The following is a 20,105-nucleotide window of genomic DNA, read 5'->3' as shown; positions in this document are numbered from 1 at the left end:
GCGGCGTCCTTGGCTTCGCCACGCTGATCGGGATCGCCGCACGGTGAGGGATCGAGTGCATCCTCGCTCGATGCGGCCGCCTCGGCAGCGCTGGCCGCCACGGAGGCGCTCGATTGGCGATCGATCCAGTCGCGCGCCCATTCGAGCGCATGACGTTCCGCGCGCTCGTGATCCTCGAAGCGAGGGCCGATCAGCCCCGAGCGCTCGATCCGCTTGCCGTCCTTGGCGATTTCGGCCGAGGCACGATAGGCGGGCGGCGTTTGTCGCGTCACAGGCTGTGCCATCGCGCGGATGGTATAGCCGCAGTAGTCGTGCGTGCGCTCATGCACTTCGCTCGCGCTGAACGAGGGTAGGCCCAGCGACCTGCGCTCATGCATGGCACGCAAGGCATCGCCGGCTGTCTGCAAGGGCCGCGAAGCGGCGACCGGCAGATCGCCCGCGCGCTGCGTGCAACTGCCTGCGTTCTGCCACGACTCGGGGTTGGTCCAGAACACGCCGCGCAAGCGAGGCGACTCCTGCGCCGGCTCAGGCTTGGGCTCGGGCAAGACAGCCGCCTGCGGCTGCGGCACGTAGGCAAATGCGCGCCCCCCTTCGGAGAGAATCGAGACCATCTCGAACAAAGTGCCGTCGGCGAGCCACTCATCGAAGCGGCGCCGGCACGTCGGCCCTGACGGATAGCGTGCCGGCAGCTTCGACCAGCGCTCCCCCGTCGTAAGAATCCACAATACCGCGTTCGCCACTACGCGGGTCTCGGCGCGAGGCCTGCCGCGTCGATGCGGATGAACAGGTTCGTCGGCCGCCAGCGCGGAAATACGCGCCCACTCGTCGTCGTTCAACTCTTCAAAATACATATTCTTCTCCACGCAGCCTGGCCCGGCTGCGACGCTCGGCTCATGCGAACGATCATTCACAAGAGCCGCGGGTTGCACAAAATGATTGTTATTTTGGCTATAACGACCAAATCCGCACTGGTAAAGTGCGAATTTGCCCTCCGGTGAAGCGCAAGAGGGGGTCTCGCTCGTGCGTGGGAAAGGAGTGCAGAAAGCGTACCATCGATGCCTGCACCCTCACTTGAATGCAAAGCTGAATCGATGCTATTCCGGGTTTCGATGATCCATACCGGGCACGCTGCTGCCAGCCCGCAACTCATCAAAGAGTCGCTATCTTAGAATATTTTTGCGACTGCGCAAACGCATAATGCATGGCGATTACAAAAAAAACCAATTGTCGCATCTCATGCAATTTGCTTAGCCTCCATACGCAAATTCGTCATCTACCCAATCGGAATAAATTTCATCATTCGAGTCGGCATTATTTGCGGATTGCCGAGCAGACGTGGCCCGCGGCTGGCGCCGGCGAGCCGTCTTGATTCAGGTCAGATCGCCCGCCAGGGAAGCGGCGACGCGTGATTCGATGCGGGCAACAGGGCTGGGATACGCGGGATGGTCGCATCCGGCCGATAGTCCCGCACCGTTGCGCAGGCGCTCCTTCATCGATGCGGTGAACTCGAATCGCAGAAAATGGACCGCCGAGGTCTTTTCATCATTGGCTCGATCCATGTCTTCGTCCGCTATGGCATAGACGCGCGGTTCCCCGTCGACCTCCAGAAACACGTGTGTTTCGATGCCCATGAGCCGCTTCAACGCGGCCCGCCGCTCCACCTCGTTCTCGTATTCGATCTGCATTGTAGCTTTCAAATTACTTCCATCTGGAACAAGAGGTAAATAGGCTTCCAATTCCCCTCGAATTCCCTCCTCATCGAAAATCTTCTCGATGTGTAACATTTCATGAATCTGGTAGCGAATTGTTATTTCGTCCTCGAATATCAAGGTCAAATGATTGCCGATGCGAACGATGCGCTGCTTCTTATGTTCGATCACTTCGTCGCGCATCGACTTGCGTGCTTTTGCGTAGGCTTCGAGCGTCATCAGCGATTCTCTGGAAATAGTCATCGGCCAATTCCTTGCAAGAGAAGAAAGCACAGTCGTTTAAATGTCATAAGCCTTACGCAGCAGCGTCAGCGGATGGGCCAGCGGCGCGCTGCCCAGTCCCGCCTCCTCGATGCCCTGCGCGATATGGTGCCCCGCCAGTTGGCAGTCCGAGGCAATGAAGGCCGGTTGAGGCTCCGCCATCGCCTTGAACACCGGGGCGCCGATTTTCATGGCCATGCGATGGAATTCCTTTTTGACGCCGAACGTGCCGGCATGCCCCGAGCAGCGTTCGACGATCTTGACCTCCGTGTCGGGCACGAGCGAGAGGGTGTCGTAAGTTTTACGTCCCAAGTTCTGTACGCGTCCGTGACAGGGCACGTGGTAGGAAATCTTACCGAGCGCGCGCTTGAAGTCGGTCTTCAGCAAACCGTCGCGGTGGCGCGACACGAAGTACTCGAACGGATCCCAAAATGCATCGCTGACCGCGCGAACGTCTTCATCCTCGGGAAACATCAGCGGCAACTCGTGCTTGTACATGAGCACGCAGCTCGGAATCGCGGCCATGATGGCATAGCCGTCGCGCGCATATCGCGTGAGCACGGGAATGTTCTTCGCCTTCTTCGCGGCCACGCCTTCGAGGTTGCCTTGCTCCAGTAACGGCATGCCGCAGCACGCTTCGCTTGCCACCAGCACATAGGGAATGTCGTTGTGCGCAAGCAGCGCCAGCAGATCGTGGCCGATCCCCGGCTCGTTGAAGTTCACATAGCAGGTTGCATAGATCGCCACCTTGCCGGGCGTGCGTTCTCCGTCACGCACCGCGGTGCTGGGCGAAGGCTTGGCCGCGCCGCGAAACTTGCGCGGGGCGAACTCAGGCAGCCAGGCGTTCTTGTCGACGCCGAGCGCTGATTCGAGCAGGCCGCGCGCGGGCTTCGACCGGTTCACGGCGTTCACTGTCTGGGTCACCACGGGAATACCCGCGAAGTGGCCGAGCGCGTCCGTGCTCGAGAGCACTTTGTCGCGCAACGGCACTTCTCCCTTTTTGAACTTGGCTGCTTTCGCACGCAGCATCAGATGCGGGAAATCCACGTTCCACGGATGGGGCGGCACGTACGGACACTTCGTCATGTAGCAGAGGTCGCACAGATAGCACTGGTCGACCACTTTCGAGTAGGACTGACGATCGACGTCGTGGGCTTCGCCCGAGTCGGTTTCGTCCACGAGATCGAACAGCGTCGGAAAGGCGCCGCACAACGACACACAGCGGCGACATCCCGCGCAGATATCGAAAACCCGCGCCAGCTCCTTGTCGATCGCATCCGGATCGTAGAACGCTTCCGATTGCCAATCGAGCGGGTGTCGAATCGGCGCCTCCAGACTGCCTTCTTTATGCGGCATGAGGGCATGCTCCCCAGTTCTGCTGACGGTCTCCGGCACACGCGCAGTGCAAGGCGCGACGTACCGGCTCGAGCCGCGCGCCGCCGGAGGCTTGTGCGCCGCGCCGCGGCGTTCGCGGCGCGCGCATCGCTGCGGCCCGGTTCAGTCGGTGAGCGCTTCGAGCGCCTTCGTGTAGCGATTGGCGTGGCTGCGTTCAGCCTTGGCCAGCGTTTCGAACCAATTGGCGATTTCGTCGAAGCCTTCGTCGCGGGCCATCTTCGCCATGCCCGGATACATGTCGGTGTACTCGTGGGTTTCGCCGGCAATCGCCGCTTGCAGGTTTTGCCGCGAAGTGCCGAACGGCAGGCCCGTGGCCGGATCGCCGACCGCCTCCAGGTATTCGAGGTGGCCGTGCGCGTGGCCCGTTTCGCCCTCCGCCGTCGAGCGGAACAGCGCAGCAACATCGTTTTGGCCTTCCACATCCGCTTTGGCCGCGAAATACAGATACCGGCGGTTCGCCTGCGACTCGCCCGCGAATGCGGCCTTCAGATTCTCTTCCGTTTTGGAGCCTTTCAACTGTCCCATCTGAATCTCCTGGTGGACCGGCAGACGCGGCGCAGCCGGGCGTTGCCGAAGTCTTGTACTGTAGGTAGGGAAACGGCGCGCACCACGGCGCCCGCGAGCCGGACGCCGCTCTTTAAATCTAGGCGCTGGACGGGCCCATCCCCCAATTGGCATTTTCTATGCGGGCGATAGGCGTTGCCGCATCGCGGTCGTCCGCAGTGCGCGGCCACCGCGGCACGCGCGGCAACCGGCTCGGATCCAACCGGCGCTTCGTCTGGGGATTGCCCGATCGGCGGGCCTAATGGGTATCGGTCACGGGGTATCGGCCACCGGGGTATCCGCCACCGGGGTATCGGCCACCGGCCGGCCTAATGGGTATCGGCCACCGCTTCCGGCGCCTGCGCCACCGCTTCCTTGAGCGCGTCGAGAAACGACGTGCGCCACCAATGCACGTCGTATTGACGGATCGTCGTCATCAGCGCCGAATGCCGCTCGATGCGCTCGCCGAGCGGCATCGTGAGCGCGCGTTCGATCGCCTGCGCGGTACCTTGCGAATCGTAGGGATTCACGAGCAGCGCCTCTTTCAGTTGCTCGGCCGCCCCGGCAAAGCGAGAAAGCACGAGCACGCCCGGGTCGGCGGGGTCTTGCGCGGCAAGGAACTCCTTCGCGACGAGATTCATGCCGTCGCGCAGCGGCGTGACGAGCGCCACGTGCGCGGCGCGATAAACGCCCGGCAGCCGCCTGCGCGCAACGTTGCGGTGAATGTAGCGCACCGGCATCCAATCGAGCTCGCCATAGTCGCCGTTGATGGCGCCGCACAGGCTGTCCATCTCGCGACGCAGGTGGTCATAGGCGCCGAGATCTTCGCGGCTCGGTGCGGCGATCTGAATCAGCGTCGCACGCTTACGGTTCTCCGGATAGTGCTCGAGAAGATAACGAAATGCCTGGATGCGTTGCGGCAACCCCTTCGAGTAGTCGAGACGGTCGACGCCGATCAGCAACTGGCGGCGCGAGTACTCCTCCCGCATGCGGGCGAACATATCGAGGCCTTCACGCGCATCCGCGAGCGATGCGAACTCGCCGACGTCCATGCCGATCGGGAATGCACCGACCCGCAACGTGCGATTGAAAGCGCGCAAATAGCCGTCGGGCCGCCACTTCGCGCCCGCTTCCGTTTCGGCATAACGCACGAGGTGCATCATGTCCGATTCCGTTTGCAGACCGACGAGATCGTAGGCGAACAGCGAGCGCATCAGCCATTCGTGCTCCGGAATGGCCGCCATGATGAGCGGCGGCGGCACGGGGATATGCAGGAAAAAGCCGATCGGATTCGTGCATCCCATTGCGCGTAACTCCGCGGCAAGCGGGATCAGGTGGTAATCGTGGACCCAGATGACGTCGCTCGGCTTGAGCAGCGGAAAGATGCGCTGAGCGAAGAGCTGATTGACGCGGCGATAGCCGGTTCCAAAACGGACGTCGAACTGCGCGAGGTCGAGCCGGTTATGGAAGACCGGCCACAGCACGTTGTTCGAGTAGCCGAGGTAATACGTTTCGTAGTCCTGCTGACTGAGATCGACCGTTGCGAGCTGTACTTTGCCGACAGTCTGCGTATGCACGCCGCTGTGGCTGGCGACGCCCGGTGCATCGGTGAACGTCTTGCCGCTCCATCCGAACCACACGCCACCCGTTTGCTGCAAGCCGTCCTTGATCGCAACAGCAAGTCCGCCGGCCGCGGCCTTACGCGGATCCGCAACACGATTCGAAACTATGACTAGGCGACTCACTAAGGCTCCTTTGAAAAAGCGGGGAGTTGTTTTAGGTGAGCGGCTATGTTGTTGGTATTGCCGCGAGAGGTCTTCTGGTCGTAGTTATCGTTATTCGTTTTGTTGTGCTGGCGATGGCTGCCGATGCGCGCTAAATCCGCATCACCCGCCGCGTAACCAGCCGCACACCCGCCGCGTACATTGAGGTGCCTGGCGGCATGCGCATCCAGCTTTATCTCGAAATTAAGCATGTAATGCTAACACATGCACCTGGCGGGAGCCATCCTTGCGGCGAATCGCAGTTTGCGCCCCTCGTCATGCCTCGGCGCGATTGGCCGTAACGAAGCTTGCGCAACATGGAACCAGAACGAGCAATCCAACCAACCACCAGAACGCGCTCGGCAGTCCGATGCTCTTCGCGATGAAGCCCATGCCGGCGGGGCCGGCAAGAATGCCGGCGTAGCCCGTGGTCGTGATCGCGGCAACAGCCAACGCCGTCGGCATCGAGCGCTGCGAGCCCGCTCGGCGAAACAACACCGGAACGATGTTCGAGGCACCGAGCCCGATCAGTAAAAAGCCGCCCATCGCCACCACCGCGATCGGAGCCGTCAACAAAACAGCAAACCCGGCAATCGCGAGCAATCCTCCCCAGAACATCGTCGATCGATCGCCGACGCGTGCGGTGACGGCATCGCCGCCGAAGCGTCCAGCCGTCATCGCGACGGAGAACAGCATGTAGCCCAGCCCGCCCTGCGCTGCGCTGACGAGCCCCTTGCTCGTGATCAGCAGGGCGCTCCAATCGAGCAGTGCGCCTTCGGCAAGAAACGTCACAGCGGCGAGCGCGGCGAGCAGCAGCACGATACCGCGCGGCATGGCGAAGAGCGGTCCCTCGGCGCTCGGAGCGGCATTCAGCAGTCTGGGCCTGGCAAGAAGGACGGCACCCAGCATCGCTGCCGAGCACAGCAGCGTACTGGCGAGCGCACCGAGGCGAATCGACAGCAAGAACGTCATGACCATCGAGCCCGCGAATCCACCTACGCTGAACAGCGCGTGAAACCCCGACATCAACGGCCGGGCCGCCGCACGCTCGACCTCCACGGCATGAATGTTCATCGCGACATCCAACGAGCCGAGGGAGGCGCCGAACGCGAATAGGGCGATGCCAAGCACAAGCGGCGTGCTGACGAGCGTCAGGATCGGCAAGAGTAGAACCAGCCCGATTCCCCCCGCGACGATCACCGGCCGGCTGCCGTACCGCGCGCTGATCGGACCGGTGGCAATCATCGCGACGACCGATCCCAAGCCGATACACAGCAACAACACGCCGAGCACGGCGTCGTCGACGCCCAGCCTCAGCTTCGCAAACGGCACGAGCGGCGCCCAGCACGCTACGCCGAAGCCGGCCACAAAAAACGCAAGGCGCGTGGCGAGCCGGGTGGCGGGCCGGTCCGACGAGATGTCTTCGATTTTCAAAGCGGGCCCTCGGTGCATGCGTGGCCGAGTACGGGCGCTGCCGCCGCGACGATGGAGGCGCCCGCCTCCGCCAACGCCAAGCGATGCGTGCGGGGCAATTCGTGCTCGACGATGAAACAGTCGATTTCCTCGATTGCCGCGACCCGGTATGGCGAGCGGGTGTCGAGTTTCTCGTTCGTTGAAAGGACTGCGCTGTGTTCGCTTACCGCAAGGACAGCGCGCTTGAATGCGGCATCGGCCATGTCGAATACGCTGATGCCGCCCTTCGGGGAGACCGCGCAGGCCCCGAGAAAACAGCGGTCGATATTCATGCGGGCGACGCTTTGCAACGCGCTTGCATCGACACATCCGCCCACGACCGGATCGACCGTTCCGCCGATCATCACGAGCTGCAAATCGGATCGCCGCAGCGCGGCAGCGGCGATATCGATGGAATTCGTTGCGACAGTGAGCCCGAAGTCTTCGGGCAGGTAGCCGACCAGTGCGAGATTGGTGCTGCTGCTGTCGAGGAACAGGAACTCCCCTCTTTGAATCGACGGTACCGCGGCCCGCGCCAATGCCTGCTTGCGCTCGCTCGCCTCATCGATGCGCGCGGCCATTGGCCGGGACGCCGGCGTGACCGGCAACGCGCCGCCATAGACGCGGCGGCAAAGGCCTTGCGCCGCAAGCGCCCGCAGGTCGCGGCGTATGGCATCTTCGGAAACGCCGAATTCGGCTGCCAGTACGGCGGCGACGACGGACTGGCCATCGGCCAGCCGGCCGGCAATCGAATCGCGGCGCGCGAGCGGGAGTTCTTCGTTCATGCGCGAAATCATAACGTGCATAAACGAGAATGTAAACGTGCAACAACGTGCACTAGCGCGAACACCAAGCGCGCCGATCGGCCCCTCGTCGGGGCACGGCAGGTTCGACTATGGGATAACCGACGAGCGCCGGCGGCGCCTCAGCTGGTGTGCTGCCGTTCCTGCATGGCCGCTTGCATCCCACGCTGTATCGCCTCGGGGTCGAGATCGCGTACGTGCGATGCGATATGCCAACGGTGACCGAACGGGTCCTCGACGAAGCCCCAACGGTCGCCCCAGAACATGTCGGCCAACGGCATGACGACGGTCGCACCGGCCGCCACCGCGCGCTCGAAGGCCGCGTCGGCGTTTTCGACATACAAATAGAGACTCACCGGCGTGCCCTTGAGCGCTTTCGGGCCGAGCGAGCCGCACTCCGCGGACTCGTCCGTCAGCATGACCACGGAATTGCCGATCTTGATTTGCGCATGGCCGATGTGGCCGTCGGTGGTCAGCATGCGAAACAGTTCAACGGCGCCGAAAGCCCGCTTGTAGAAATCGATCGCGTCGGCAGCGCCTGCGCAAACGATCTGCGGCGTCAGCGAATGCATGCCTTCGGGAATGGGTTTGACGGAAGAGGTCGACATGACGGCTTGCTCCTATAAGTTGTTCGTAAAAGTGAGCGCGGCCAGGAAGGCTTCGTTTTCGCCGGCTCTATCCGCACGACGAACGACGCGAACCGAAATCGACATCGACCTGCATTTTTTTCGCTATCGCCCCACCTTCGCGATATGAAGCAGATTTGCCGTGCCCGATTCGCCGAACGGCAAACCGGCGGCAATGGCGATCGAATCGCCGTCGCGCGCGAAGCCGGCGCCGCGCGCCGCCTCGCAAGCCAACGCGATCATGTCGTCCACATCGTGCGCGTTGCGGTAAGGCATCGAGTGAATGCCCCAAACGAGCGCAAGCCGGCGCGCCACCTGCAACGAAGGTGTGAGTGCGATGATCGCGCTCGGGGCGCGCTCGCGCGCGGCACGAACGCTCGTGAAACCCGAAAGCGTATAGGTCACCGTCACCGCCGGCCCGATCAGTTGCACGATCGTGCGCAACGCGCAGCAAATGGCGTCGGCCGTCGTCGATTGCGCGGGCGTATGCGACGCGTCGATGCCCAGCCGGTAGCCGGGATCGCGCTCCACCCGCTCGATGATGCGATTCATCATCGCGACGGCTTCGAGCGGGAACTTGCCGCTCGCGGATTCGGCGGACAGCATGACGGCATCGCTGCCTTCGTAGATCGCGCCGGCGACATCCGACGTCTCGGCGCGCGTCGGCACGGGCGAATTCGTCATCGATTCGAGCATTTGCGTGGCCACGACGACCGCCTTTCCCGCCGCCCGGCACGCGCCGACGATGCGCCGCTGCAGTTCGGGAATCTGCTCGGCCGGCAATTCGACACCGAGATCGCCGCGCGCGACCATGATGCCGTCGCAGCGCGCGACGATGGCCTCGAGATGATCGATCGCAAGCGGTTTTTCGAGCTTGGCCATGATCCACGCGCGATCGCCGATCAGCGCGCGCGCTTCGTCGATATCCTCGGGCCGCTGCACGAACGACAATGCCACCCAATCGACGCCATGCTCGAGGCCGAACGCCAGATCCTCGCGGTCCTTTGCGGTCAGCGCGGAAATGGGCAGCATGACGGCCGGCACGTTCACGCCTTTGCGATCGGAGATGCGTCCGCCCACCACCACGCGGGTTTCGGCGTAATCCGGGCCTTTCGATTCGACCGAAAGACGGATCTTGCCGTCGTCGAGCAGCAGTTCGGAACCGGGCTCGATCGCTTCGAAAATCTCCCGGTGCATGAGCGGCGCGCGGCGGTTCGTGCCGGCGGCCGGATTCATGTCGAGGCGAAACGGCTCTCCCGCCAGGAGCTCGGCGCTCCCTCCTTCGAACGTGCCGAGCCGCAGCTTCGGTCCTTGCAGATCGAGCAGCACGCCGATCGGGCGCCCGCTTTCGCGCTCGAGCGCGCGGATGGCCGTGAGCCGCTGCAAATGGTCGCTTTGGGTTCCGTGGCTGAAGTTCAAGCGGAAGACATCGACGCCGGCGTCGAACAGTTGCCGGATGACCTGCGGATCGGAACTCGACGGCCCGAGCGTGGCGATGATCTTTGCGTTGCGTTGCCGCTTCATTCCCGTGTCTCCCGTGTCCTGGATTCGATGGCCGCCATTAGAGTCGGCGCCAAAGTATCCCACTTTAGTGCTGCTCAAGAGTTTCGATAAGACCACCACAAGTCGCCTGACTCGATACTCGATGTATCGAATTCACGGCTCTCCCACCACCCGTCCCGACGAATTACCAGCGCTTCCTCACCGAGGATGATCTCGTCAACGCTTCGAAGGAAGTGGTGGCAACGCTCATGCCCCCGCTCGACCCGTCCGTAATCGCACCCATTGCGACGTGCAAGTCGACGTGCGACAGTTGCGGGTTGTTTCGATTGCCGCCGCAGCGACAAGTCGGCAAAGCAAGACATTCGAAAACGAACTGCAAAATAAACAAAGAGGCGCAAATGTCCAATCAGAAATCGGCTGAAATAGCAGCACGCTTCGATCGCCTGCCGCCGTCGCGGACCGTCTGGACGATGGTCATTCTGATCTCGCTCGGCGGCATCTTCGAGTTCTACGATCTGTTCTTCACCGGCTACGTCGCGCCAGGGATGGTCCAGGCCGGTCTCTTCAAGCCCGAATCGCTCGGCTTTTTCGCGGCGCTCGCGCCCATCGCCGTGGCCGGCTTCGGCACATTCGTCTTCGCTACGTTCGCAGGACTCTGGATCGGCGCGCTCGTGTTCGGCTTCGTCGCCGATCGCCTCGGGCGCCGGTTCATCTTTACGTGGTCGCTCATCTGGTACGTGATCTGCACGGCGATCATGGCATTCCAGCATTCCGGCCTTGCCATCAATCTCTGGCGCTTCGCCGCGGGCATCGGTATCGGCGTGGAACTCGTAACCATCGACTCCTACATCTCCGAGCTCATCCCCAGCGGCGAGCGCGGCCGCGCCTATGCGGTCAATCAGTTCATCACCTTTTGCGCGGTGCCCGTCGTGGCATTTCTCGCCTTCATCCTCAAAGACACGCACCCACTGGGGCTCGAGTACTGGCGCGTCGTCATCCTGATCGGCACGCTCGGTGCGATCGCCGTCTGGATCATCCGCCGCAACGTTCCCGAAAGCCCGCGCTGGCTCGCGCGCCAAGGCCGTCTGGACGAGGCCGAGCGCATAGTCGCCGATATCGAACGCCGCGTCGCCGCGGAAAAGGGCATCGCGCTGCCGGCTCCGCAACCGATCTCGGCCGAAATGGAAGGCCGCGGCTCGATCGCCGAAATTTTCGGTCCGCTCTATCGGAAGCGCACGCTCATCCTGTCGATCTTCAACATGGCGCAGGTCATCGGCTTTTACGGCTTCGCCGCCTGGGTGCCGACGCTACTGATCCATCGCGGCGTGCACGTGACCGCCAGCCTCGGCTACGCCTTCGTGATCGCCATCGCCAATCCGTTCGGCCCCCTGCTCGGCACGTTCTTCGCCGATAAGCTCGAACGCAAGACGCAAATCTGCGGCGGCCTGCTCATCATGGGCATCGTCATCGCGCTCTTTTCGCAAGCCTCGGAACCGGCCGTCCTCATCGTGCTCGGCGTGGTATTCACGCTCGCCGCGAACGTCATGTCGTATGCCTACCACGGCTATCAGGCGGAACTCTTCCCGACTCGCATCCGAGCGCGCGCCGTCGGCTTCGTCTATTCGTGGAGCCGTATCGCCGCGGCGTTTGCAGGCCTGGCCATCGGCGTTTTGCTTCACAACTATGGCGTGCCCGGCGTGGCGACGTTCATCGGTGCGTCGATGGTCGTGGGCATCTGCATGATCCTGCTTGGGCCGTCCACCAAGGGACGCTCGCTCGAATCGATCAGCCACTGAAACAAAACACGCGCGGCCGATGCGCGCGCTGCCCGACAGGCGTACCCTTATCGCCAGGTGCCAGCGTGGCATTCCACGCCCCGCCGGCTTGCGAGGGAGGGTACTCATGAAGACGATCGTCCGGACCGGCGTGCATATCGAAGGCATTCACTGGACCGCCGAATACCTGGAAACGACGCATGAAATCCGCGTCTTCCGTGAAGGCGCCGAAGTCGGTGTCTACGATGCGCCGCCCACGCTGTTCGGCGAAGAAGCCGATGCGGGCTCGAAGAGCGTGGCAGATCATCGCGCCCTGGACGCCGCGTTGCGCGCCTATCTGATGCGCTTCATTGCGGACCACGACGCGGAGGAGTAAGCCCGCCGCGCGGTCCTGGCCCAACCAGCGCTCACGGCGACGGTAAGCGCAGAAAATCGAGTACCGTCTGCGTCAAAGCCGATGCCTGTTCCACGTTGGGCAAATGCAGCGCCTCGAATGCGACGTGGCGTGCACCGGGAATGCGCGCCGCCAACGCCCTGCCTTCATCGACCGGAAAGCCCGCGTCGTGCGTACCGCTCACGATGAGCGTCGGCGCCGCGATGCGCCCGACTTCCTGCGATAAATCCGTATCCGCGACCGCCGCGCAGCTCGCGATGTACCCTTGCGTGTCCGTGTGCCGCACGACATCGCGAATCGCCTCCGCAACGAGGGGCTCGCGCGCACGAAACGCCGCGCTGAGCCAACGTTCGACCGACGCACTCGCCAGCGCGGGCATTCCGCCGCCTTGCGCCTGCTCCATGCGCTCGAGCCAGGTCTCCCGAGGCGCCAGATTGCGAGGCAGTGCGCTGATATCGACGAGCCGTCCGACGCGTTGTCCATGGCGCGCCGCCAGTGCCATGGCCGTCACGCCGCCCAGCGATATCCCGCATACATGTGCCTGATCGATCGCAAGCGCATCCATGAGCGCCAGGACATCCGCGCTCAGTTGCTCGATCGTGTACGGGCCCGGCGGCACACTCGAACGGCCATGCCCGCGCGCGTCGTAGCGCAGCACCCGGAAATGCCTCGCGAACGCGCCGATCTGCGGCGACCATAACGAAACGTCGGTGCCCAGGGCGTTCGACAACACCAGCCACGGCGCTCGTGCGTCGGCCGGGCCGTCGATCCGATAGCAGAGGCTGACTCCATTGACAGTGGCAAAGGGCATGAGCGTGAGGCCTCCATGGCGAAAGCCCTATTGTGCTACAGCTCCCATGGCGCTCGCAGCGCACGCGGCCGCCCGTAAAACCCCTCCCCCCGATTCTCGCGAAAACATGGAACAATGCCGCGCATGGGTGCGCGACTTGCACAATGCCGCACAGGATGTCCTACAACGACCAACCGGGAATGGGGAGGAGTCAGTCATGAGCAGCACTAAATCGCGAGCCGGCAAGAAGAGCGCGTCGGGAAGCCGGTCGAAGACGAGCGCTGCCGTCGATCTCGTCGAGCACGCTATCGCGCGTCCGACGCGCGAACAAGCCGAGGAAGCGGTGCGCGTGTTGCTGCGCTGGGCCGGAGACGATCCCGATCGCGAAGGACTGCGCGACACGCCAGGACGCGTCACGCGCTCCTATGAGGAGTTCTTTGCCGGTTATCGCCTCGATCCGCGCGAAATACTCGCCCGAACGTTTTCGGAGGTCGACGGCTACGACGAGATGGTCGTGCTCAAGGACATCCGCTTCGAAAGCTATTGCGAGCATCACATGGTGCCCATCGTCGGCCGCGCGCATGTCGCCTATCTGCCGAAACACCGCGTCGTCGGCATCTCGAAGCTCGCGAGGCTCGTCGATGCCTTCGCCAAACGGCTCCAGATTCAGGAAAAAATGACGGTCCAAATCGCCGACACGCTCAACGAGATTCTCCAGCCGCGCGGTGTGGGTGTCATCCTCGAAGCCGCGCATCAGTGCATCACCACGCGCGGCGTGCACAAGCCCGGCGTGGCAATGGTGACTTCGCGCATGCTGGGCTCGTTCAGGACCGATCCGTCGACACGCCGCGAGTTTCTCGCCATCGTCGGCAATCCGGGGGCGCTCGCGTTGCCCAACGTCTAACGCCCGGTGCCCGGTTTCGCCGAATTGCCGCACGCTGGGCCGCGCGTTCAGTGGCTCGTCAATCGCGGACCGGGAACACAGGCGAAGCTGCTCGCGAAGCGTCGATCGCCATGCCCCTTGTAGCGCGGCACATCCGGGTAGACGCACACAGGCCGTTCGAACTGGACGCCCGACGCCGGGTCGTCGTTGACATACTTCGTCGAAACGAACGACTCGGGCGCTCGCCCTTGCTCGACCCACGCCTGCAGCGCGCTGACGACGTCTCGCTCCGGGTCGAGATGGACAGGCGGTAAGTTGCCGCCGACCGTGTTGGGTCCCGGGCCACCGCCGCAGTGGCTCATTCCCGGCGCCATGACGAGCCGATAAAACGACTGCGCCGCTCGGACGCCGCCCGCTTCATTCGCCACTTCCTCGAAATATTCGATCGGCAACGTCTGGGCGTTCAACGCGTCCGCCCAGCCCTGCGTCATGATCAGCTTGCCGCCGCGCCGACGAAAGCGCGAGAGATCGGGACTCATCGCATCGATGTTCGGCGACAAGACCGCATCGACACGATCGGCGTCGGCGGCGAAATCGAACGTCGTCCAGTCCCAATCGGGATTGTCGAAGACGGTATTGGCCAGCAACGGTTGCGCATAATTCGGTACGAGCGCGCCTTGAATCAGCGCCCACTGGCTTTCGCTGCCGCGCGCGAACCCGGGATAGAGCGCGCGGCCCGTGCGCGGGTCCAGCACCGGGGAATACAGCCGCTGCGCTTGCTGCACCTGCGCGGCACTCAGGCAGTGTGCGGGGTCCTCGCCCGCCTTGCACTGCAGGCGGGCCGGGTCGAAGTGGCACGTGAGCGGATTCGCAAGAAACCCGTCGCTGGCCGCATCGGTGCCTCCGCAGTGCTGCAGCACCGCCTGATTGAGCGTGGCCAGCGCGCTCGGCGTCAGTCGCGCCGCCGGCTGCTTCGCGGGCAGCAACGCGCCCCAGAGAAAGCTCTCCATGAGGTGGCTGTAATGCATGCCCGGCGAGCCGGCATGCACTCCGTCGTAGTCCTCGGGAAAGAACTCCGCCTCCTCCATCGCTTCGGCGCCGCCCGTCGAGCACCCGCTGTAGTAAGAGCGTGCGGGGGCCTGCCCGTAATACGCGCGAGTGATCGCTTTCGCCGCAACGGTCATCCAGTGAATCGACGTGTGTCCCCAATCCCGAAGCTGGACCGGATTCTGTGCCCATGACAACGGCTGACCGATCGCGCCCTGGGCACCGCCCCGATGCCCCGTATCCGTGTTCGCGGCAACGAAGCCACGCGCCACCGCCGGCACGAGCGCGCTATAAACGATTGCGCCGCCGAAGCCGCCCGAGCCCACGCCCAGCAACCGGCCGTTCCAGCCACCGAGCGGCAGCCACACTTCGATGCCGATCTGCTCGGCGCTTTGCGTGCTGACCGTCGCGACCACGCGGCACACCGCGGTCGTCGTTTGGACGGGCGCGCCGCCCGGATCGTTGAATGTCGTGCCTGCCGGCACGGCCTCAGCCGATGAAATGCGTGTGTTCTCGATCGTCGCGCGCTCGAGCGCGCTGCATGCGCGCGTTTGTCCATCGTATCCGGCGGCTTGCGCCGCGCGCGCCGCACCGGCCTCGAGCGTCGCCGCCGCGCATAGCGCGACGGCAAACAGCCACCGCGCGGCTATCGAGCGCCTCACAGTCATGCGGCGGTTCCCGCATCGATTCGGGCCGCTCCCATATTCGCCGCCATATCGGTTCGAAAGATCGCAATCCATCATCACACCTCCTCACAGGTAAGTCGTGCCGTCTCCTCGTGCGATTCGTTCGTCGCGGCAGCCCGGATCAAGCGGGCGGCTCGATATCGACGTCGATATCGACGTCGATGTCGATGTCCATATCGAGCAAGGCGGCGCTGACCGATTTCCCGTGCGCATCGAGCGCGAGGGAACGCGTCACGCCGCCACCGAGCGCGTGCTCGAGCACGAAGTTGAGCGCGCCTATTCGGGGCAACTCGTAGCGCCGCACCGGGCCGCGCACGATGCTCTGTAAATGCGCCTTCACACGCTCGGCGCTCAAATGGCGCACGAGATGCGGATAATCCCGCGCATCGAAGCAAATGACCGATACGTTGAGCGTGTCGCCCTTATCGCCGGTTCGCCCGTGCGCCAACTCGCGTAGTTTCATTTCAGGTTTCGAATATCTGGACCGATGGCGCGACTGTCTCGCGCGGCAGCAGCACCGATTGAACGGCAATGACCTCTCGCACGGACTTCGTGACGCCGCCTCCGGCGGCCGGGCCATTGGTATAGAGCGTTTCGACCTCGTTGCCGACCCGCGAAGCTTCATCGAACGAATCACAGCGCGCCACGACGCGCACGCGCACTTCGTATGGCTGCATCTCGTGCGCAGCCGCCGTGTGTCCATAAAGCGAATCGACGCCGATGAGATCGCAGCGCAGCTCGCGTACCGCCACCCCGGTCATCGCAAATCGCTCGCGCACCACATCGAGCGCAAGACGCGCGCGTGCCAGCGCGCCCGGCCCCCCGTACGAGATCTGCCCTTCGCCGACAAAGCCGTCGAAGTACGCGACCGACGCCTTCAATGTGCCGGTGCGCGGCATACCGCGCCCCCCGCTCACGGCGACACGGTCCGCACCGAGCCGCGTCACGCTGACCTCCGTGAAGTCCGCGACGACGTCGGGTTGAAGGTAACGTTGCGGATCGTGGATCTCGTAGAGCAGTTGTTCCTTGCAAGTCGCCTCGGTCACGCATCCGCCCGCATGCGGCACCTTCGTCACGACGACGGTGCCGTCCTCGCGGACTTCGCCGATCGGAAAGCCGAGGCGCGCGAGGTTCGGGACATCCTTGAGCCCCGGATCCGCGAAATACCCGCCGGTGATCTGCCCAGCGCATTCGAGCAGATGGCCGACGACGGTACCCTGGCCCAGCCGTTCCCAATCGTCCATCGACCAACCGAACGCGTGGATCAGCGGCGCAAGAAACAGCGCGGGGTCGGCGACGCGCCCGGTCAGCACGACGTCGGCGCCCGCGCGCAACGCATCGACGATCGGTTGCGCGCCGAGATACGCATTCGCCGCGACAATCCTGTCCTTGAAGGCCGCGACCAGTTCGCCCGATTCCTCGAAGCGGTAGTGCCCGGCCAGTACCGCGTCGAGCACGTCGTCGCCCGTGACGGCCGCGATCTTCAACCGGTCGATACCGAGTTCCCGCGCGAGCTCCAGCGTCTTGCGCGCGGCAGCGACAGGATTGGCCGCACCCATGTTCGTCACGATACGCACGGCGCGTTTCGCGGCGAGCGGCAGTACCGCACGCCAACGCGCCTCGAGCAGCGGGTCGTAGCCGAGTGACGCATCGCGGCGGCGCGCTTGCTGGGCCAGCGCGATCGTTCGCTCGGCCAGGCATTCGAAGACGAGATAGTCGAGCGAACCGTGCTCGACGAGTTCCACCGCCGGTTCGATGCGGTCGCCGGAGTACCCGGCGCCCGCACCGATTCGTATCGTGCGAGAAGGCGTGACTGTCGACATGACTTGCGGGGATCAAAGAGGAAAGATGCCGAAGACGACGCACGCGAGCGTCATCACGGCCGATGCGCCGAACAACAGCGGAAAGCTGAAGCGCTGGTGTTCCGCCAGATCGATACCGGTCAGGCCGATCACGAGGAACGTTGCCGGCGTCAACGGGCTGATGGGAAAGCCGGTCGTCATCTGGCCGAGTATCGCGGCCTGGCCGATCTTGACTGCCGGCACGCCGAGTTGCGCCGAGACCTCCGCAATCACGGGCAGCACACCGAAGTAAAACGAGTCCGGATCGAACAGCAGGCTGAGCGGCATCGAGACGAAGCCGAGAATGACCGGGATGTGCCCCGCCATCGAGGCCGGCACGAAACCGACCGCGGCCTGCGCCATCGCCTTGAGCATGCCGCTGCCCTGCATGATGCCGGTGAACACCCCCGCCGCCAGCAGGATGGCGGCCATCATCAGCGCCGCGCGCGCATGCGCGTCGATGCGCTTGCGCTGCATTTCCACGTTCGGGTAGTTGACGAGCAAGGCGATGCACAACCCGATCATGAACATGAGGGCGGGCGGAATTTTTTCGCCCATGGCGACCATCGTGCCCAGCACCGCCACCGTCAGCAGTATGTTGAACCAGAAATTGCGTGGGCGACGCAGGGCCTTTTCCTCATCGGTCAGATCGTGGCGCGCAAGCAGTACGTCGGTGGTCGCCAGGTTCGCGCCGAGCCGCCGCTCCTCGCGCTTGCCGAGCAGCCACGCCGTGCCGAAAACGAACACGAGACCGACGATCTGCACCGGAATCAGCGGGTTGAAAATCGCCGACACCGGCAGATGGAGGGACGCCGAGGCGCGGATCATCGGCCCGGTCCACGGCAGGAAGTTCACGCCGGCCGCGAGCGACACCGCCGCGGCCAACACGCGCCGGTCCATGTTCAGCCGGTCATAGAGCGGCAACATGGCGGGTATCGCGATCAAAAAGCAAACGGCGCCCGAGCCGTCCAGATGAATGAGCAGTGCCAGCAACGCCGTTCCGACGACGATGCGGGTCGGGCGCGTGCCGACCGTGCGAAGAATGCGGTCGATGATCGGATCGAGCGTGCCCGCGTCAGTGATCGTGCCGAAGTAAAGAATGGCGAAGACGAACATGCCGACGACAGGTGCGAGCCCTTTTATCCCGGCGATGACGAAATGCGAGGTTTGCAGGCCGAATCCCCCGATCAATGAGGCGGCGACAGGCACTGCGATCAGCGCGACGAGCGCGGACATGCGTCGCGACAGGATCGCGACGAGCAATACGACGATGGTGGCAACGCCAAGTAAGGCCAGCACGGGTTTGTCTCCAATCTTGTCTTTTAATGGGCTAGAGCGTAGTGTCGGTACATCGATAAAACAATTGAAATGATTTGATTGCAGCAATCAACAAATGAAATGGATCTGAATCTGCGGGAGATACGTGCGTTCGTAGCCGTGGCACAGACGGGCAGCTTCACGCGCGCGGCGGCCAGGCTCAATTTGTCGCAGCCGGCATTGACGGTACAGATTCGTCGCCTCGAGGAAACGCTGGGCGCACGGCTTTTCGATCGAAACTCCCGGACGGTGACGTTGACGTCGGTGGGACGGGAGCTGTTGCCGGTTTTGCATAAGTCGCTGGCGGACATGCAGCGCGTACTCGACGATGCGCGTGCGTTGGGCGACGGCTCTCGCGGTGCGGTTCGTATCGCGTGCCTGCCATCGTTTGCCGCAGGGCGGCTGCCGGCTCTGATTCGGGACTTCCGGACCGATGCGCCGCACGTCACGTTCGAAATTCGCGATGTCGTGGCGAGCATGGTCAATCAGCTCGTGAAGGCCGGCGAATTCGATCTTGGGGTGACAGGCGGTGAAATCGTGGATCCGGAGCTCGAAATCCTGCACCGTGCGGAAGACCGACTCATGGTGGTCTGCCCGCGCGGGCATCCGCTTGCGAAAAAACGACGTGTTGGCGCTTCCGATCTTGCCGGTTACTCGCTGGTATTGACGGCTGCGGGGACCAGTGTGCGCGCGATCGTCGATGCCGCGTTCGACGAAGCCGAATGCACGCCTGACATTGCGTGCGAGCCGACCTACATGATGACTGCCGTGGCGATGGTGCGGGCGGGGCTCGGCATTACGATTCTGCCCGGCTCGGCGCCGGAGATTCGCGCCGAGCGCGAGCTGGTGGGCAGGCCCATCGACGATCGTCGATTCGTCCGACCCATCGCATTGATCAAGAAGCGGGCGAGAACGTTGCCGCCCGTGGCGTTATCGTTCGCTGACGCGCTCAAGGCGGCGCTGCGCGGCTAGTCGCGGTCGTTGCGGCGCATACTGCGTGGCACATTCCCTGCTGGAGTCAAACGCGAGCCTTTCAATGGCTCCTATTTGAATCCTTTACGAAAGGGAGGGCGCGATGAACAACGATATCGCTGCAGGAAAATGGAAACAGATGGTCGGGAAGGCGAAGGCTGCGTGGGGCGAGTTGACGGATGACGAGCTGACGCAGGCCGACGGGAATGCCGAACGGCTGGCGGGGTTGATCCAAGAGCGATATGGCAAGACGCGCGACGAAGCGGAATTGGAAGTTCGCCGCTTCTTCGATGCGAATCGGGATTAGGGATTAGCGATCACGACGGGCTGTAGCCGTCATGGTGG

The 20,105-nt window shown here is 63.5% G+C and carries 20 protein-coding genes; 5 read left to right on the top strand and 15 right to left on the bottom strand.

The window, feature by feature from the left end:
• From VGL01_RS16385 to pyk, 10 genes are all read right to left on the bottom strand, one after another.
• The coding region (locus tag VGL01_RS16385) for a transposase (RefSeq protein ID WP_331571116.1) at nucleotides 1–851 on the bottom strand (851 nt) is incomplete at its 3' end.
• Nucleotides 852–1,370: 519 nt separating this feature from the next.
• On the bottom strand, nucleotides 1,371–1,952 hold the full coding sequence (locus VGL01_RS16380; protein ID WP_331571114.1) for a DUF3501 family protein: 582 nt from the start codon (nucleotides 1,950–1,952) through the stop codon (nucleotides 1,371–1,373).
• 36 nt (nucleotides 1,953–1,988) lie between these two features.
• Nucleotides 1,989–3,326: a heterodisulfide reductase-related iron-sulfur binding cluster gene (locus tag VGL01_RS16375; RefSeq protein WP_331571112.1), complete on the bottom strand. Its 1,338-nt coding sequence runs from the start codon at nucleotides 3,324–3,326 to the stop codon at nucleotides 1,989–1,991.
• A gap of 141 nt (nucleotides 3,327–3,467) precedes the next feature.
• Nucleotides 3,468–3,890, bottom strand: coding sequence for a rubrerythrin family protein (locus VGL01_RS16370; protein ID WP_331571110.1), 423 nt, complete (start codon nucleotides 3,888–3,890; stop codon nucleotides 3,468–3,470).
• Between the two features lie 347 nt (nucleotides 3,891–4,237).
• Nucleotides 4,238–5,653, bottom strand: coding sequence for an alpha,alpha-trehalose-phosphate synthase (UDP-forming) (gene otsA / locus VGL01_RS16365; protein WP_331571108.1), 1,416 nt, complete (start codon nucleotides 5,651–5,653; stop codon nucleotides 4,238–4,240).
• The gene (locus tag VGL01_RS16360) at nucleotides 5,653–5,883 is read right to left on the bottom strand and encodes a hypothetical protein (RefSeq protein WP_331571106.1); all 231 of its coding nucleotides are present in this window, start codon (nucleotides 5,881–5,883) and stop codon (nucleotides 5,653–5,655) included. The genes otsA and VGL01_RS16360 overlap by 1 nt, the downstream gene beginning before the upstream one ends.
• A gap of 64 nt (nucleotides 5,884–5,947) precedes the next feature.
• Nucleotides 5,948–7,090, bottom strand: a complete 1,143-nt coding sequence (locus tag VGL01_RS16355; protein ID WP_331571120.1) for an MFS transporter — start codon at nucleotides 7,088–7,090, stop codon at nucleotides 5,948–5,950.
• A gap of 11 nt (nucleotides 7,091–7,101) precedes the next feature.
• A complete protein-coding gene (locus VGL01_RS16350) occupies nucleotides 7,102–7,908 on the bottom strand; it encodes a DeoR/GlpR family DNA-binding transcription regulator (protein WP_331571104.1) in 807 nt (268 codons plus the stop codon).
• A 140-nt stretch (nucleotides 7,909–8,048) separates the two neighbouring features.
• Nucleotides 8,049–8,534 carry a VOC family protein gene (locus VGL01_RS16345; RefSeq protein ID WP_331571102.1) on the bottom strand — a complete coding sequence of 162 codons (486 nt, stop codon included), beginning with the start codon at nucleotides 8,532–8,534 and terminating at the stop codon, nucleotides 8,049–8,051.
• 123 nt (nucleotides 8,535–8,657) lie between these two features.
• On the bottom strand, nucleotides 8,658–10,076 hold the full coding sequence (gene pyk, locus VGL01_RS16340; protein ID WP_331571101.1) for a pyruvate kinase: 1,419 nt from the start codon (nucleotides 10,074–10,076) through the stop codon (nucleotides 8,658–8,660).
• A 449-nt stretch (nucleotides 10,077–10,525) separates the two neighbouring features.
• Between pyk and VGL01_RS16335 the strand changes: the two genes are divergently transcribed.
• Nucleotides 10,526–11,851, top strand: coding sequence for an MFS transporter (locus VGL01_RS16335; RefSeq protein WP_331571118.1), 1,326 nt, complete (start codon nucleotides 10,526–10,528; stop codon nucleotides 11,849–11,851).
• 106 nt (nucleotides 11,852–11,957) lie between these two features.
• Nucleotides 11,958–12,206, top strand: coding sequence for a hypothetical protein (locus VGL01_RS16330; protein WP_331571099.1), 249 nt, complete (start codon nucleotides 11,958–11,960; stop codon nucleotides 12,204–12,206).
• Nucleotides 12,207–12,237: 31 nt separating this feature from the next.
• Here the strand turns inward: VGL01_RS16330 and pcaD are convergent, their stop codons facing one another.
• Nucleotides 12,238–13,035: a 3-oxoadipate enol-lactonase gene (pcaD, locus tag VGL01_RS16325; protein ID WP_331571097.1), complete on the bottom strand. Its 798-nt coding sequence runs from the start codon at nucleotides 13,033–13,035 to the stop codon at nucleotides 12,238–12,240.
• 196 nt (nucleotides 13,036–13,231) lie between these two features.
• Between pcaD and folE the strand changes: the two genes are divergently transcribed.
• The gene (folE, locus tag VGL01_RS16320) at nucleotides 13,232–13,918 is read left to right on the top strand and encodes a GTP cyclohydrolase I FolE (RefSeq protein ID WP_331571095.1); all 687 of its coding nucleotides are present in this window, start codon (nucleotides 13,232–13,234) and stop codon (nucleotides 13,916–13,918) included.
• Between the two features lie 47 nt (nucleotides 13,919–13,965).
• Here folE and VGL01_RS16315 read toward each other — a convergent pair whose 3' ends face one another.
• From VGL01_RS16315 to VGL01_RS16300, 4 genes are all read right to left on the bottom strand, one after another.
• On the bottom strand, nucleotides 13,966–15,612 hold the full coding sequence (locus VGL01_RS16315) for a tannase/feruloyl esterase family alpha/beta hydrolase (protein WP_331571094.1): 1,647 nt from the start codon (nucleotides 15,610–15,612) through the stop codon (nucleotides 13,966–13,968).
• A 139-nt stretch (nucleotides 15,613–15,751) separates the two neighbouring features.
• Nucleotides 15,752–16,093 (bottom strand): AtuA-related protein, encoded by a 342-nt coding sequence (locus VGL01_RS16310; protein ID WP_331571092.1) that lies wholly within the window; start codon nucleotides 16,091–16,093, stop codon nucleotides 15,752–15,754.
• Nucleotide 16,094: 1 nt separating this feature from the next.
• A complete protein-coding gene (locus VGL01_RS16305) occupies nucleotides 16,095–17,453 on the bottom strand; it encodes an acyclic terpene utilization AtuA family protein (protein WP_331571090.1) in 1,359 nt (452 codons plus the stop codon).
• Nucleotides 17,454–17,465: 12 nt separating this feature from the next.
• On the bottom strand, nucleotides 17,466–18,770 hold the full coding sequence (locus VGL01_RS16300) for a citrate:proton symporter (RefSeq protein ID WP_331571088.1): 1,305 nt from the start codon (nucleotides 18,768–18,770) through the stop codon (nucleotides 17,466–17,468).
• 99 nt (nucleotides 18,771–18,869) lie between these two features.
• Here VGL01_RS16300 and VGL01_RS16295 point away from each other — a divergent pair, with 99 nt between their 5' ends.
• Both VGL01_RS16295 and VGL01_RS16290 read left to right on the top strand, forming a co-directional pair.
• A complete protein-coding gene (locus VGL01_RS16295) occupies nucleotides 18,870–19,760 on the top strand; it encodes a LysR family transcriptional regulator (RefSeq protein ID WP_331571086.1) in 891 nt (296 codons plus the stop codon).
• Between the two features lie 103 nt (nucleotides 19,761–19,863).
• Entirely contained in the window at nucleotides 19,864–20,067 is a 204-nt protein-coding gene (locus tag VGL01_RS16290) for a CsbD family protein (RefSeq protein WP_331571084.1), read from the top strand.
• The last annotated feature ends 38 nt before the right edge of the window (nucleotides 20,068–20,105 follow it).

It is taken from the genome of Trinickia sp., from assembly GCF_036503415.1.
GTDB lineage: Bacteria > Pseudomonadota > Gammaproteobacteria > Burkholderiales > Burkholderiaceae > Trinickia.
This window is presented reverse-complemented; position numbering and strand designations above follow the sequence as displayed.